Below are 15,427 nucleotides of genomic sequence, written 5' to 3' on the forward strand. Positions count from 1 at the left end.
GGGCGCGTACAGGGCTCACTTCTCCACCCTGTGCTCCCCTCACGGGCGAGCACCTAATCGAGGAGCCCTACACGTACCTTCCGTGACCTGCTCCGGCCCGACGGCCGGGGACGACCGGGAAGGGGCCGCGGCGTGCCCTTCCCGGTCGTCCCGGCGGGTCAGGACCCGGCGAGTTCGGTGCGGACCGTCCGGGCCGCCGCGACCAGGTTCTCCAGCGACGCGCGCGTCTCGGGCCAGCCGCGCGTCTTCAGTCCGCAGTCGGGGTTGACCCACAGCCGCTCGGCGGGGATGGCCTCAAGTCCCTTGCGCAGCAGGGCGGATGCCTCGTCCGCGCTCGGCACGCGCGGCGAGTGGATGTCGTAGACGCCGGGACCGGCCTCGCGCGGATAGCCGTGCTCGGCCAGCTCCCGGGCGACCTGCATGTGTGAGCGGGCCGCCTCCAGGCTGATGACGTCGGCGTCGAGGTCGTCGATGGCCCGGACGATGTCCCCGAACTCGGCGTAGCACATGTGGGTGTGGATCTGGGTGTCCGGGCGTACGCCGCCGGTGCTGAGCCGGAACGCCTCGGTGGCCCACGCCAGATACGCCGGATGGTCCGCGGCGCGCAGCGGCAGCGTTTCGCGCAGCGCGGGTTCGTCGACCTGGATGACCGAAGTCCCGGCCGCCTCAAGGTTGTTGACCTCGTCCCGCAGAGCGAGGGCGACCTGGCGGGCCGTGTCGCCGAGCGGCTGGTCGTCACGGACGAAGGACCAGGCGAGCATGGTGACAGGGCCGGTCAGCATGCCCTTGACGGGGCGGTCGGTCAGGGACTGGGCGTACGTCGTCCAGCGCACCGTCATCGGCTCGGGGCGGGAGATGTCACCGGCCAGGATCGGCGGGCGGACGTAACGGGTGCCGTACGACTGGACCCAGCCGTGCCGCGTGGCGAGGTAGCCGGTGAGCTGTTCGGCGAAGTACTGGACCATGTCGTTGCGTTCGGGCTCGCCGTGCACGAGGACGTCGAGGCCGGTCTTCTCCTGGAAGGAGATCACCTCGCCGATCTCGGCCCTGATGCGGTCCTCGTACCCGGAGCTGTCGATCCGGCCGGCGCGCAGATCGGCCCGCGCGGTGCGCAGTTCGGCGGTCTGCGGGAAGGAGCCGATGGTGGTGGTCGGCAGCAGGGGCAGACCGAGGTGGGCGCGCTGGGCGGCGGCGCGCTCGGAGTACGGCTCCGAGCGGCGGGCGTCGGCGTCCGCGACGGCGGCGGACCGGGCCCGCACCGCGGGGTCGCGGGTGAGCGCCGAACCGGCCCGGGAGGCCAGGTCGGCCCGGTTGGCGGCCAGTTCCGCCGCGATGGCGTCGGTCCCGAGGCCGAGACCCTTGGCGAGGGTGACGATCTCGGCGGTCTTCTGGCGGGCGAAAGCGAGCCAGCGCAGGATCTCCGGCTCGATGTCACTCTCGGCGGCGGCGTCGAGCGGGACGTGGAGCAGCGAGCAGGACGCGGCCACGTCGACCCGGTCGGCCAGGCCCAGCAGGGTGCCCAGGGTGGCGAGCGACCTGGTCAGGTCGTCGGCCCAGATGTTGCGGCCGTTGACGACGCCGGCGACCAGGCGCTTGCCCGGCAGTCCGCCGACGGCGGCGAGCGCGTCCAGGTTGGCGGCGGCCGTGCCGGTGAAGTCGAGGGCGAGGCCGTCCACCGGGGCCTTGGCCAGTACCGGCAGGGCGTCGCCCAGCCGGTCGAAGTAGGAGGCGACCAGCAGTTTCGGGCGGTCGGCGAGTCCGCCCAGATCGCGGTAGGCGCGGGTGACCGCGTTCAGCTCGGCGGGCGTGCGGTCCTGCACGAGCGCGGGCTCGTCGAGCTGTACCCACTCGGCACCCGCCGCGCGCAGGTCGGCGAGGACCTCGGCGTACACCGGCAGCAGTCGGTCGAGGAGGGTCAGCGGGTCGAAGTCCGCGGCCACGCCGGGCGCGGGCTTGGCGAGCAGCAGGTAGGTGACGGGGCCGACGAGGACCGGCCGGGCGGTGAGCCCGAGAGCCAGGGCCTCCTTGAACTCGGCGACCTGCTTGGCGGAGTCGGTGGTGAAGACGGTGTCAGGGCCCAACTCGGGTACCAGGTAGTGGTAGTTGGTGTCGAACCACTTGGTCATCTCCAGCGGCGCGACGTCCTGGGTGCCGCGCGCCATCGCGAAGTACCCGTCGAGCGGGTCGCTGGCGACGGCGTCCCGGTGACGGTCGGGGACCGCGCCGACCATGACGCTGGTGTCCAGGACGTGGTCGTAGTACGAGAAGTCACCGGTGGGGACCTCGTGGATGCCGGCACCGGCGAGCTGCTCCCAGTTGGCCCGGCGCAGTTCGGCGGCGGTGGCCCGGAGGGCGTCGGCGTCGACGCGGCCCTTCCAGTAGCCCTCGATCGCCTTCTTGAGCTCCCGGCCCTGGCCCTGACGGGGGTAGCCGTACACGGTGGCCCGTGCTGCCGCGGCTGCGGACTTCGCTGTCACGGAAATCTCCTTCGCGAGATATCTCCCTGGAATCCCGGGACGGGACGAGGGCGCGAAGGGCCGGCGACCGGACGGAACGATCCTCGTACGCGAGACACGGTCGTCCGTCCGATATGTGCGCCGACCCGCCCACGAGGTCACCGGGATGTCCGCGCACGAGGGGTCGCGCGCGGGCAGCGGGCAGGTCTTCGGACTTGTGGGCGCGCCCTCCCTGCGGAGGACATCTACTGGCCGTCGCTTCCCAGACCCGGCCGGGCCCAGTGCGTATGACGGCGGTCGTTCCCACTCACCGCTGCGGGGCAGTCCCGGATTCCCACCGGGTTCCCTCTTGCGACGCTCCCGTCTGGCGGACGGGGCGAACCAGCTGCACCGACCAGCCTAGAGGGCCGCGCGAGGCTGCGGGGGACATCGCCCACATGCCGGGCGGCGAGACTTTTGCCCGACGTTGGTTGCGGGAGGCCGGGTTGGCGTTCCGTTTACCGCCGTTCGCCGCACGTACCTCCGAGTTTCACGCGGGGGCCACGGGACCCTTCCTTGCCGTTCGGTGCTCTTGGAACACTCCAATCGCACACGTTCCAGCAGTATCCCGGCCAGCCCGGTCATCCCGTACGTCCGTTGTTTCCGTCAGGACAAGAGGTCACCCAGCCATGCCCCAAGTGAATCGGCGCCGCTTCCTCCAACTCGCCGGCGGTACCGCGGCGTTCACCGCACTGAACAGCAGCATCGAGCGGGCCGCGGCGCTGCCCGCGAACCACCGCTCCGGGACGATCGACGATGTCGAGCACATCGTCGTCCTGATGCAGGAGAACCGTTCGTTCGACCACTACTTCGGCTCGCTGAGGGGTGTCCGCGGCTTCGGCGACCCGGTTCCGGCCAAGACGTCGGGCGACAAATCGGTCTGGTACCAGTCGGACGGCACCAAGGACGTGCTCCCCTTCCGTCCCGACGCCGACGACCTGGGCATGCAGTTCATCCAGGATCTCCCGCACGGCTGGAGCGACGGACACGCCGCCTTCAACAAGGGCAAGTACGACAAATGGGTGCCCAACAAGTCGTCGACGACGATGGCGTACCTGACGCGTGAGGACATCCCGTTCCACTACGCGCTGGCCGACGCGTTCACCATCTGCGACGCCTACCACTGTTCGTTCATCGGCTCCACGGACCCGAACCGCTACTACATGTGGACGGGCTACACCGGTAACGACGGCGTCGGCGGCGGCCCGGTCCTCGGCAACGACGAGGTCGGCTACGACTGGACGACGTACCCCGAGCGCCTCGAGGCGGCCGGCGTCTCCTGGAAGATCTACCAGGACGTCGGCGACGGCCTGGACGCGAACGGCTCCTGGGGCTGGATCTCCGACGCCTACCGAGGCAACTACGGTGACAACTCGCTGCTGTACTTCAACAAGTACCGCGACGCCAAGCCCGGCGACCCGCTCTACGACAAGGCCCGCACCGGCACGGACGCCCGCAAGGGCGAGGGCTTCTTCGACCAGTTGAAGGCCGACGTGCAGGGCAGGAAGCTGCCGAAGATCTCCTGGATCGTCGCGCCCGAGGCCTTCACCGAGCACCCCAACTGGCCCGCGAACTACGGCGCCTGGTACATCTCCCAGGTCCTGGACGCGCTCACCTCGAACCCCGAGGTGTGGGGCAGGACGGCCCTGTTCATCACGTACGACGAGAACGACGGCTTCTTCGACCACCTCGTACCGCCGTTCCCGCCGCAGTCGGCCGCGCAGGGCAAGTCCACGGTCGACGTCGGTCCGGACCTGTACGCGGGTGACGCGAGCCGCACGGCCGGACCGTACGGATTCGGCCAGCGGGTGCCGATGCTCGTCGTCTCGCCCTGGAGCAAGGGCGGTTACGTCTGCTCCGAGACGCTCGACCACACCTCGATCGTCCGGTTCATGGAGCGCCGCTTCGGCGTGCACGAGCCCAACATCTCGCCCTGGCGGCGCGCGATCAGCGGCGACCTCAGCTCGGCCTTCGACTTCGCCCACAAGAACACGAAGCCGGTCGCGCTGCCGGACACCGACGGCTACGAGCCGCCGGACAACGACCGCCACCCCGACTATGTGCCTACACCGCCCGCGAACCCCGCCCTGCCCAGGCAGGAGCGCGGCACGCGCCCGGCCCGCCCGCTCAAGTACGCGCCCCTCGTGGACGGTTCGGCGGATCCGGCGGCCGGAAAGTTCACGCTCACCTTCGGCTCGGGCGCCAAGGCCGGCGCCGCCTTCCTCGTCACGTCCGGCAACCGCACCGACGGCCCCTGGACCTACACGACCGAGGCGGGCAGGAAGATCTCGGACACCTGGAACTCCGCGTACTCGAACGGCTCGTACGACCTGACGGTGCACGGCCCGAACGGCTTCCTGCGCACCTTCAAGGGCCCCGGCAAGAAGGCCGGACCCGAGGCCACCGCGCGGCACACCGGGGGTGACGTCGAACTGACCTTCACCAACAGGGGCTCCGGCACGGTCAACCTGAAGGTGAGCGACGGCTACGGCGGCCGGCCGAAGTCGTTCAAGGTGCGGCCGGGCGCGACCGTGCGGCACACCTTCGAACTGCGGGCCGACAAGCGCTGGTACGACCTGACCGTCGTGTCCGACACGGACGCGAGCTTCCTTCGCCGGTTCGCCGGACACGTGGAGAACGGCCGGCCGGGCGTGAGCGACCCGGCGATCGTTACCCACTGACGCGTCGGCCGGCGGACCCGCTCCGCGGACCGGCCGAGGCTTGGTCAACTGCTGGTTGATCTCCGGCCATCGCACGATAGTGTGCCCCGGTGAACACACATTCGAACACTCCCGCGGAGCGGCAGGCCGGGGTCGCGGCGGGCGGCGGCACCCTCTTCACCGAGCCGGTACTCGTGGTCAACCAGAAGGCCAAGCTCATCGAGCTGACCAACGAGTACAAGGTGATGGACCAGCAGGGCAACCAGCTCGGTTCGGTCGTCCAGGTCGGACAGAGCGCGCTGAAGAAGATCCTCCGCTTCTTCGCCGGCCTCGACCAGTTCATGACCCACAAGCTGGAGATCCGCGACGCGCACGGTCAGCCGCAGCTGCTGCTGACCCGCCCCCGTAAGTTCCTGAAGTCGCGGGTCCTGGTGGCGCGTCCGGACGGTTCGCCGGTCGGTGAGATCGTGCAGCAGAACATGATCGGGAAGATCAGCTTCGCGATCAACGCCGGTGGTCAGCAGGTCGGCGCGATCAAGGCGGAGAACTGGCGCGCCTGGAACTTCGCGATCGTCGACCGGTCGGACAACGAGGTCGCCCGGATCACCAAGACCTGGGAAGGCCTCGCCAAGACGATGTTCACCACTGCGGACAACTACGTACTGCAGATCCACCACCAGCTCCCCGAACCCCTGTTGAGCCTGGTCGTGGCGACGGCGCTGACCGTCGACACGGCGCTCAAGCAGGACTCCCGCGGACTGGGCTGACACGAAACCGCGTGAGAGGGCGGCCGCGGACACTCCGCGGCCGCCCTCTCACGTTCCCGTGGCGGTTCTACCGGGCCGTGAGATGCCCCGGGTTCGGTTGCTGCGGCAGCAACGAGGGTTCGTACGTCGCCGACTCGGGCCTGAGAGCCAGCACCGCGGCGACCGGGTGCTCGTCGAGGATGTCTGCGGGCAGCGGGACTTCGGGCGCGGAGCGCGACAGCGTCACCACACCCCACGCCGCGATCCCCGCGCCCGTCAGCGCGAGGAGCACGCCCGCCGCGCCGCCCTGAAGGCGTTCGCCGAGCAGGGACAGGCCGATCACCGCGGCGGCCATCGGATTGGCGAGAGTCACGACGGCCAGCGGCGCGCCGAGTCCGCCCTGGTACGCCGTCTGCGACAGGAGCAGCCCGCCCATCGCGAAGGCCGCCACCAGCAGGGCCACCACGATCACCTGGGCACTCAGCAGCGAGTCCGAGCGGTCGGTCGCGGCCACCGTCACCGTCTGGGTGAGCGCGGAGGCGACACCGGAGGCGAAACCCGAGGCGGTCGCGTGCCGCAGCCCCGGCCGCGTGCCCCGCCGCGCGAGAGCGCCGATCAGCACGGCGGTCATACCGGCCACGCCCACCGCCTGCGGCACGCTCAGCACGGTGTCGGGCGCGGGCCCCGACGCCGTGACGAGCAGCGCGGCGAGACCGGTCAGGGTGAGCGCGGTTCCGCGCCACTCGACCGCGCTGACCCGCCGCCCGGCGACCCGCGCCCCCAGCGGCACCGCGGCCACCAGGGTCAGCGCGCCGAGCGGCTGCACCAGCGTGAGCGGACCGTACTTGAGCGCGGCGACGTGCAGCAGCGCGGCGCCCGCGTTCAGCGCGACCGACCACCACCAGGCCCCGCTGCCGAGGAGCCGCAGCGCGCCCGACCCGGAGCCGCGGGACGCGAGCCGCTCCTGCGCCACGGCCGCGGCGGCGTACGCGACGGCCGAGAACAGCGACAGGACGACGGCGACGAGAGTGGCGTTCATCGGCCGGCTCCCACGAGCTCGGGTATGTCCCGTACGGAGTCGTCGGCACGTTCTTGGGTGCGCCCCGCCGTTGTCGTGGTCCGGTGCGGCAGGTGGATCACCGCGAGGGCGATCCCGAGCAGCGCGGCCGCCACGATCGCGTCGAGCCAGTAGTGGTTCGCCGTACCGACGATCACCAGCAGGGTGACCAGCGGATGCAGCAGCCACAGCCAGCGCCACCGGGAGCGGGTCGCGACGATCAGGCCTATCGCGACCATCAGGGCCCAGCCGAAGTGCAGCGAGGGCATCGCCGCGAACTGGTTCGCCACCGCGTCGGTCGCGGGATGGGCCCCGTACACCGTGGGGCCGTAAGCCTGCCCGGTGTCCACGAGACCCGCCGCCTTCAGCAGACGGGGCGGTGCCAGCGGGAAGAAGAGGTGCCCCACCAGGGCGGCGCCGGTGACCACCGCGAGGACCCGGCGCGCCCACACGTAGTGCGCCGGACGCTTCAGGTACAGCCAGACGAGGAAGGCCACCGTGGCCGGGAAGTGGACGGTCGCGTAGTAGGTGTTCGCCACGTGCACGAGGGTGTCGCTGTGCAGCAGCGCGCCCTGTACGGCGCCCTCGCCGGGCAGGCGGAGGGCGCGCTCCCAGTCCCACACGCGGTCCGCGTTGCGGAAGGCCTCGCCGGTGTGACCGGCGGCCAGCTGCCGGCCGATCTTGTAGACGAGGAAGAGTCCCACGACGAGCAGCAGCTCGCGCAGCAGCGGCGGGCGTGCGGCGGTGTCGTCCGGCGGGCGCGCCGCCGTGTCACGGGGCGCGGCCCGGCCTACGGTCGCATCGGTCTTCGGTTCGGTCTGGGCTTCTGCAGGCTCGGATCGGGAATCCATCCCCCGGCCCCCTTGCTGACGGTCTTGCGTGGGGTGGTGCGTGGTGAGCCCAGGACAAGGTCCACTCCGTGCCTGTCCACTCGACGGAGGAGTGGGTCCTGTCCAAGGCTCATCGATACGCCAGTGTACCGATACGCCGCCGTATCGGTACACTGGCGTATCGCTTAGACTGTGTGAAGCGGACCACCGGATCGATCTATTCCCAGCCGTGCGGAACCGGATGTGCACAACCGATCGAGCGAGGAGAGAGCATGACGTCGCAGGCCGCGGAGGGACCGGAGACGGTCATCGCCTCGCGCCGCTCCAAAATCACGCCCGAGCGTGAGCAGGAGTTCTACGACGCCGTGATCGAACAGCTCCGTGAATGCGGCTACGACGCGTTCACCATGGAGGGCGTGGCGGCGAGCACCCGCTGCAGCAAGTCCACGCTCTACCGGCAGTGGAAGACGAAGCCCCAGTTCGTGGCGGCGGCGCTGCGCGCCAACCGCTGCCCCCGGTTCATGGGCATCGACACCGGCTCGCTCGCCGGAGACCTCCGCGCGGCGGCGCACGCCGCGGGTGAGTGGTCCGGCCGGGACACGCAGCTGCTCCAGGCGCTCGGCCACACGGTGATGGCGGACAAGGAGCTCCAGCAGGCGCTGCGCGAAGCGCTCATCGAGCCCGAGGTCGCCTCACTCAAGGAGATGATCGAGCGCGCGGTCGAGCGGGGTGAGGTCCGCGCGGATCACCCGGCGCTGGAGTTCATTCCGGCACAGGTCATCGGCGTCATGCGAGTCCGGCCCGTGCTGGAGGGGCGGTACGCGGATGCGGCGTATCTCACACAGTTCGTGGAGGCGGTCGTTATTCCGGCCCTTGGCCTGACCTGAGACCAGGCCGCCGTCCGCGGGATGACCGGACGTCGGCCTGCTCGCGCCGCACCGTGGGGACGGGGGCGGCGCGAAACCCCGGCCGGGTGGGGTTCCTCTTGAGCGGAGGGGCACCCCACCCGGCCGAACACTTTCCGTTCCTTGTCCGGGCGCGATCCGCCGGACGTCGCGGACGGGCTGATCCGGACCAGCAGCTCCCAGGACCCGGCCGGACGGGTCCTAGACGCCCTGTCCGCTGCCGCCGGTTCCGGACCCCGCCTTGATGCCCTTGGTGATCTCGTCGATCACGTCCTGCTTCTGGCTGGCGTCGACGCCGAAGCGGATCACGACGAGCTGTCCGGTGCTGAGCGGGGAGGGGAAGGCGAGCGACTCGACATAGCCGTCCTCGCCCTTGCTGGTGACGGCCTTCCAGCGGACCAGGTAGCCCTTCTGCCCGGCCACCGTGACCGCCTTGGAGGCGAGTACCTCGTGCGAGGTGATCTCGCCGTAGGACTTGCCGCCGTAGGACTCCTCGGCGTTCTTGGAGATGTCCTCCTTCGCCGCCGCCTCGGCCGTGGTGGCCTTCAGCTCGAGCGCCAGCGCCGGGGCGGAGTACAGCCCGCCTGCGGTGCAGGTCGCCGTGGTGTCGCCGGGGCACTTGTACGAGTCGTCCGAGGTCACCGCGGCGCCCACCGAGATGGACGAGCCGGTCCAGCCGTCGGGCACCGGGATGCTGATGCCGTTGACCGCGTCGGCGGCGAAACCGTCCTCGGTCTGCGGCTGCCCGGACTGGCCCGGCGCCGGCGTCTGGCCGCCGGAGCCGCCGCCCGAACCACCACCGGGACCGCCGCTGGGGGCACCGGACGGACCGCCCTGGAGCCCGCCGGGGCCCCGGGAGTTGGCGGTGTCGTCGCTCGCGCCGTCGTCCTTGGTCAGCGCGTACACCCCACCCCCGATGCCGGCGAGGACCGCGATCGCCACGGCGACGGCTATGCCCGTGCGCAGCCCGCGCCGCGGCGGACCTGGCGGACCTGGCGGATAGGCCGGATACGGTCCGTCGGCCGGCGGGTACGCCGGGGGACCCCATGCGGCGGCCGACCCGACGGGGCGCGTCTGGTCCGTCCAGGACCTGCCGTCCCACCAGCGCTCGGCGGCGGGACTGTCATCTGTCTGCCCGGGGTCGGGATACCAGCCGGGAGGAGTCACCTGCGTCATGGTGCCCACCGTATGAGGCCCGGGTGAAAGACGGATGAGAGGGGGCGGACAAGGTTCATTTCAGGAGCTCGTTTCAGGGGTTCGTCGTCGGAGTTCGTTTCAGGACGAGCCGCAGAGGTGCCCGATCGGCCCGCGGCGGCAGTCCCAGACCGTTCCGTCCCGGGGTGACCGACCCGAGCACGCTGGGATGCCGGGCGCCGGTGCTCACCGGGTCGGTGCCCGCGAGCCCGTGCAGGGTCAGAAACCCGAGCACGGCGAAGGCGTACGCCTCCTTGGCGGCCGAGGGCAGGCCCAGTGCGTCGGAGGTGTGCAGGGTGACGCCGGGGAGCTCGGCGCCGAGCATCGCCATGAGCGCCGGATTGCGGGTGCCGCCGCCGGAGGCGACCACCTCGGTGGCCCCGACCGTGCGTACGGCGTCGGCCACCGTGCGGGCGGTGAGCGCGGTGAGCGTCGCGATGACGTCCTCGGCGGTCAGCGTCCCGAATCCCGTCAGCGCGTCGCGCAGATAGCCGAGATGGAACAGCTCCTTGCCGGTCGTCCTGGGCGCGGGCAGCCCGTAGTACGGCTCGGCGAGCAGGCGGGTCAGCAGCGGGCCGTGGACGGTACCGCGGGCGGCGAGGGCGCCGTCCACGTCGTGGTCGAGACGGCCACCGCTGAAGCCCCGCGCCGCCGCGTCCAGCAGCGCGCACGCGGGTCCCGTGTCGAAGGCGGTGCCGTCCGGCGCGGTGAGGTTGGCGATCCCGCCGAGGTTCAGCGCCACCGGTGTCCCCGGCCTGCCGCGCAGCCACAGCAGGTCGAACAGGCTGACCAGGGGAGCGCCCTGTCCTCCGGCTGCGATGTCACGCGAGCGGAAGTCGGCGACCACGGGCAGCCCCGTCGCCTCGGCGATCCAGGCCGGCTGGCCGAGCTGGAGCGACCCGTGCACCTGGCCGTCCGTCACCCAGTGGTAGACGGTCTGTCCGTGCGAGGCGACCAACTCGGCCTTCCCGTCGCACAGTTCGCGGTCGGCCCGGACCGCTGCCGCCGCGAAGGCCTGTCCGATCCGGGTGTCCAGCCGGCACACCTCGGCCAGGCCGGTCGCGGCCGGGGGCATTGCCGCCGCCAGTGTCTCGCGCACTTCGGGGGTGTACGGCTCACTGACGAGCCCGAGCGGCCGCAGTACGAGGGTCTCCTCGTCGAGGGTCAGGTCGGCGGCCGCCGCGTCGATGGCGTCGTACGACGTGCCGGACATCAGGCCGATCACCCGCACGCTCTCAACTCCCTTGTCCCTGTTGTCCCTTGGGCAGCGTGGTCAGCGCGAGGACGCTGACGGCACAGGCCGCCGCAGCGTAGTACGCGGGGATGTCCACGCTCCCCGTCCGTTTGATCGTCTCGGTGATGATGAGCCCCGCGCACCCCGAGAACACCGCATTGGACAGGGCGTAGGCGAGTCCCAGGCCGGTGTAGCGGACGCTGGTGGGGAACATCTCGGAGAGCATCGCGGGGCCGGGGCCGGCCATCAAACCGACCACGGCACCGGCCAGGAACACGGCGGCACCCTTCACCGCCGCCGAAGTCCCGCTGTCCTGGAGGACGTTGAGCAGTGGCACCGCCAGCACGGTGACCAGGACGGCCCCGGTGAGCATCACCGGGCGCCGGCCGATCCGGTCGCTGAGCAGGCCCGCCGGGATGATCGTGACCGCGAAGCCGAGGTTGGCGACGACGGTGGCCAGCAGCGCTTGCTGGAAGGTGGCGTTCAGGCTGCTCTGGAGATACGCGGGGAGTACGACGAGGAAGGTGTAGCCGGCCGCCGCCCAGCCCATGACGCGCCCGGCGCCGAGCGTGATCGCCCAGACCAACTCCCTCGCGCTGGGCCGCACTCGCTCCCGTTCCTGTTGTCGCTCCTCCTGGAAGGCGGGCGTCTCGTCCAGCCGCATCCGCAGCCACAGCGCTCCGAGGCCGAGCGGCAGGGTCAGCAGGAAGGGGAGCCGCCAGCCCCAGTCCTCCAGCTGGTGTGCGCTCAGCACCGTGGCCAGCAGCGCCGCCACCCCCGCTCCGGCCAGCAGCCCGAGCGCCACCGTGAACGACTGCCAGGACCCGTAGAGACCGCGCCGGCACGGCGGCGCGAACTCCGTCATCACCGAGACCGCGCCGGCACGGCGGCGCGAACTCCGTCATCACCGAGACCGCGCCCCCGAACTCACCGCCCGCGGAGAGCCCCTGGAGCACCCGGAGGAAGGTGAGCAGCCATGGGGCGAGGGCGCCGACGGTGGCGTACGTGGGCAGCAGGCCGATCAGGGTCGTGGCGGCCGTCATCAGGACGATCACCAGGATCAGTACCGGACGCCGCCCGATGCGGTCGCCGAGCCGTCCGAACAGCGCGGCACCCACGGGCCGGAAGAAGAACGCGAGTGCGAAGGACGCATACGTCTTCACCAGCCCCTCGACCTCGCTGCCGCCCTCCGGAGTGAAGAACCGCGCCGCGATGACGGTCGCGAAGTAACCGTAGACCCCGAACTCGTACCACTCGATGAAGTTGCCCACCGAGCCGGCCGCCAGGGCTCTGCGGGACTGCCGAGGAGGGGAGGCGCGCAGGTCGGAGTCGTGCGCGGGGGCGCTCATGCCGGATCCTCCCGGGGAGTGCCGGGCCGGGTCGGACCCGGTCGGCGGCGGAAGCCGATGTTGGAAAGTTAGTTTCAGTTCGTGGGGAGTTGGCTGTCAATAACTTTCACTCCGGCAGGTGGGAGCACGGCGCGTCGCCTCCGGAACCCCGCTGTCACCCGTCTCGGCAACAGCTCCCCGTACCCGCCGACATGGCGGCTTCAGGAGGGCTAGGCTCGTTGCTTGTACGTCGTTTGGGCGACCTGGGGAGGTAGCGGGATGACGGAGGCACGGCCAGGAGCGGCTGCCTCGGCTCCCCTGTGGGAGCGCGACGAGGAAGTCGCCACGCTCGAACGGGCGATCGGAGCCCTGCGCGCCGACTCCGCCTTGTCGGGAAGCCTGCTGGTGTTCAGCGGTGACGCGGGCCTCGGCAAGACCGCGCTCCTCGCGGAGGCACGCCGGATCGCGGAAAGCGCCGGCTGCGCGGTGTGGTCGGCACGGGGCGGCGAGACCGTCACCTCCGTCCCCTTCAACGTCGTACGGCAGCTCCTGCAACCCGTCCTGGTGTCGCTGCTGCCCGAGGAGGCGCGCGAATACCTGGGCGACTGGTACGACATCGCGGGGCCCGCGCTCGGCATAACGGAACCGGGCGACCGGCAGCCCGACCCGCAGGGTGTCTGCGACGGGCTGGTCGCGGCCGTGCGGCGGCTCGCCAAGCGTGAGTGGCCGCTCGTGCTCCTCATCGACGACGCGCACTGGGCCGACCAGGAGACCCTGCGCTGGCTGGCCGCGTTCGCCGAGCGCCTGGACGACCTGTCCGTCCTCGTCGTGGTGGCCCGCCGCCCGGGCGGGCTGAGCGGCGTGAGCGCGGCCCACCTCGACACCATCGCCGCCGCGGGCCGCCCGATCACCAACCTGAGCGCACTCACCCCGGCGGCGGCCGAAGGGCTGACCCGCGCCACGATCGGCGAGCACGCGGACGCCCCGTTCTGCCGCGAGGTGTGGGCGGTCACCGGCGGCAACCCGTACGAGACCGTCGAACTGCTCGCCAAGGTGCAGGACAGCGGCCTCGACCCGGTCGAGGCGTCGGCCGCCGAACTGCGCGCCCTGAACCGCTCGGCCCGCGGGCGCGGACTCGTCGCCCGCCTCGAAGGACTCGGCATCGACGCCACCCGGTTCGCCTGGGCTGCCGCGATCCTCGGCACCGGAATCTCCCTCGACCTCGCGGCCCACCTCGCCGGAATGCCCGTCGAGGAGGCGCGGGACTGCGCCCAAGTGCTCGGCTCCGCCCGCATCCTGACCAGGACCGAGCCCGTGAACGGCCGGGTGGGCGAAGGTGACCTGGAGTTCGTGCATCCGCTCATCGCCAGCGCCGTCTACCGCTCGATCCCGGACGCCCTGCGCACCGCGATGCACGGCCAGGCCGCGTGGGCGGTCACCGACTCCGGACGCGGTGCCGCGGCCGCCTCCCGGCACCTCCTCGAAGTGCACCCGGACGACGACCCCGAACTCGTCGAGCAGATGCGCGAGGCCGCCCGCGAACACCTCGCCGTCGGCGCGCCCGACGCCGCGAGGCGCTGTTTGGAGCGCGCACTGGCCGAACCCCCGCTTCCCGACGTCCACGCACGCGTCCTCTACGAACTGGGCTGCGCCACCCTCCTGACCGCGCCCGCCACGACGATCCGCCATCTGCGGGCCGCGCTCGACAGGACCGGCCTCGAAGGCGACCTGCGCGTGGACGCGGTCTTCCGCCTCTCCCAGGCGCTCCTGCACAACAACCAGCTGGAAGAGGCCGTCCGCACCGTCGACACCGAGGCCGCGCGGCTCGACGAGGGCCCCGCCCGCATGCGGCTCCAAGCCGTGCACTACATGTGGGAGGGCATCCACGCCGGCGAGGAGCAGACCCCGGGACGCTCAAGCGGTCTCGCCGAACTCGTCGGGACCTGCACCGGCCGCGACAACTCCGAGCGCGCGCTGCTCATACTGCGCGGCTTCGACGCGATGACCCGCGGCGAGAGCGCCGAGGAGGTCGCGGAACTCTGCGACCGCGCCCTCGTGAACGGCCGCCTCGCACCAGGGCTCGGCTGGACCGACACGGAGTGGGGCATCGAACTCCTTCTGATGCTGGGCAGCGCGTACGCCTACGCAGACCGGCTCGACCGCGCCGAGAGCCTCTTCAGCGAGGCCCTGCACGCCTACACGAAGGCCGGCTGGAGCGGCGGGCACCTTGCCCTGGCCAACGCCTACGTCGGTCTCGCACACCGCAGACGGGGCCGCCTCGCCGACGCGGAGACCTACCAGCGCGAATCACTGCGTCTCGCCGAACGCGTCGGGCGCGGGCTGCCCCTGTACTGGTCGGCGACGTGCGGGCTCATCGACACGCTGCTCGCCCGCGGTCACGTGGTCGAGGCCGAGGAGATCGCCGACCAGTACGGCTTCGCACCGCCGTACCCCTCCACGATCGTCCTCCCCGACACCCGCTCCGTACGCGGCCGTCTGCTGCTCGCCGCCGGCCGCACGAAAGAGGGCATCAACGAACTGGAGGCAGCCGAGAAGGCCGCCGCCACCCGCGGTCACCACAACACGGTGCTCGCTCCCTGGGCGGTGGACCTCGCCCGCGCCCTCGCCACGGAGGACCCGGCACGCGCCGCCGCGCTGGCCGCCGACGCCCGCCGCCAGGCCGAGCGTTTCGGCACGGACACGGCCATCGGTGAGGCCCTGCGCTGCGCGGCGGCCCTGGAGTCGGGCCAGCGCGCGGTACGGCTCGCCGCCCAGGCGGTCGCCTATCTGGAGGCCTCTCCCTGCCAGTACGAACACGCGGCGGCCCGCGTCGAGTACGGCATCGTCTCCCGGTCGGTGTCCGAGCTCAACAAGGGCCTGACGCTGGCCCGTTCGTGCGGTGCCGACGGAGTGGTGGCACAGGCGGAGCGGGCGCTGGGCGGCTTCTAGGGGGTCGTTCGGACCAGCTCGGACCCGGG

9 protein-coding genes, 1 pseudogene and 1 riboswitch are annotated in these 15,427 nt (G+C 71.5%); of the genes and pseudogenes, 4 read left to right on the top strand and 6 right to left on the bottom strand.

The window, feature by feature from the left end; all coding sequences use genetic code 11:
* Positions 1 to 158 precede the first annotated feature (158 nt).
* On the bottom strand, positions 159 to 2,477 hold the full coding sequence (gene metE, locus ACIBLC_RS03840) for a 5-methyltetrahydropteroyltriglutamate--homocysteine S-methyltransferase (RefSeq protein ID WP_399209008.1): 2,319 nt from the start codon (positions 2,475 to 2,477) through the stop codon (positions 159 to 161).
* 182 nt (positions 2,478 to 2,659) lie between these two features.
* Positions 2,660 to 2,807, bottom strand: a riboswitch (cobalamin riboswitch).
* A gap of 317 nt (positions 2,808 to 3,124) precedes the next feature.
* Here metE and ACIBLC_RS03845 point away from each other — a divergent pair.
* Together ACIBLC_RS03845 and ACIBLC_RS03850 are read left to right on the top strand one after the other, a co-directional pair.
* Positions 3,125 to 5,176: a phosphocholine-specific phospholipase C gene (locus ACIBLC_RS03845; RefSeq protein ID WP_399209010.1), complete on the top strand. Its 2,052-nt coding sequence runs from the start codon at positions 3,125 to 3,127 to the stop codon at positions 5,174 to 5,176.
* Positions 5,177 to 5,265: 89 nt separating this feature from the next.
* On the top strand, positions 5,266 to 5,922 hold the full coding sequence (locus ACIBLC_RS03850) for an LURP-one-related/scramblase family protein (RefSeq protein WP_399209011.1): 657 nt from the start codon (positions 5,266 to 5,268) through the stop codon (positions 5,920 to 5,922).
* Positions 5,923 to 5,989: 67 nt separating this feature from the next.
* Here ACIBLC_RS03850 and ACIBLC_RS03855 read toward each other — a convergent pair whose 3' ends face one another.
* Both ACIBLC_RS03855 and ACIBLC_RS03860 read right to left on the bottom strand, forming a co-directional pair.
* Complete coding sequence (locus tag ACIBLC_RS03855; RefSeq protein WP_399209012.1) at positions 5,990 to 6,940, bottom strand: hypothetical protein; 951 nt, start codon at positions 6,938 to 6,940, stop codon at positions 5,990 to 5,992.
* Positions 6,937 to 7,809 carry a phosphatase PAP2 family protein gene (locus ACIBLC_RS03860; protein ID WP_399209013.1) on the bottom strand — a complete coding sequence of 291 codons (873 nt, stop codon included), beginning with the start codon at positions 7,807 to 7,809 and terminating at the stop codon, positions 6,937 to 6,939. Before ACIBLC_RS03860 ends, ACIBLC_RS03855 begins: the two co-directional genes overlap by 4 nt.
* A gap of 251 nt (positions 7,810 to 8,060) precedes the next feature.
* Between ACIBLC_RS03860 and ACIBLC_RS03865 the strand changes: the two genes are divergently transcribed.
* Positions 8,061 to 8,675, top strand: a complete 615-nt coding sequence (locus tag ACIBLC_RS03865; RefSeq protein WP_399209014.1) for a TetR/AcrR family transcriptional regulator C-terminal ligand-binding domain-containing protein — start codon at positions 8,061 to 8,063, stop codon at positions 8,673 to 8,675.
* Positions 8,676 to 8,894: 219 nt separating this feature from the next.
* Here the strand turns inward: ACIBLC_RS03865 and ACIBLC_RS03870 are convergent, their stop codons facing one another.
* From ACIBLC_RS03870 to ACIBLC_RS03880, 3 genes and pseudogenes are all read right to left on the bottom strand, one after another.
* On the bottom strand, positions 8,895 to 9,869 hold the full coding sequence (locus ACIBLC_RS03870; protein WP_399209015.1) for a DUF2510 domain-containing protein: 975 nt from the start codon (positions 9,867 to 9,869) through the stop codon (positions 8,895 to 8,897).
* Between the two features lie 73 nt (positions 9,870 to 9,942).
* Positions 9,943 to 11,118, bottom strand: coding sequence for an anhydro-N-acetylmuramic acid kinase (locus tag ACIBLC_RS03875; protein WP_399209016.1), 1,176 nt, complete (start codon positions 11,116 to 11,118; stop codon positions 9,943 to 9,945).
* A gap of 4 nt (positions 11,119 to 11,122) precedes the next feature.
* Positions 11,123 to 12,470, bottom strand: a pseudogene (locus ACIBLC_RS03880) (MFS transporter).
* Positions 12,471 to 12,728: 258 nt separating this feature from the next.
* Between ACIBLC_RS03880 and ACIBLC_RS03885 the strand changes: the two are divergent.
* Positions 12,729 to 15,398 carry an ATP-binding protein gene (locus ACIBLC_RS03885; protein WP_399209017.1) on the top strand — a complete coding sequence of 890 codons (2,670 nt, stop codon included), beginning with the start codon at positions 12,729 to 12,731 and terminating at the stop codon, positions 15,396 to 15,398.
* Positions 15,399 to 15,427 lie beyond the last annotated feature (29 nt).

The sequence above is a fragment of the Streptomyces sp. NPDC050535 genome, from assembly GCF_044457665.1.
GTDB lineage: Bacteria > Actinomycetota > Actinomycetes > Streptomycetales > Streptomycetaceae > Streptomyces.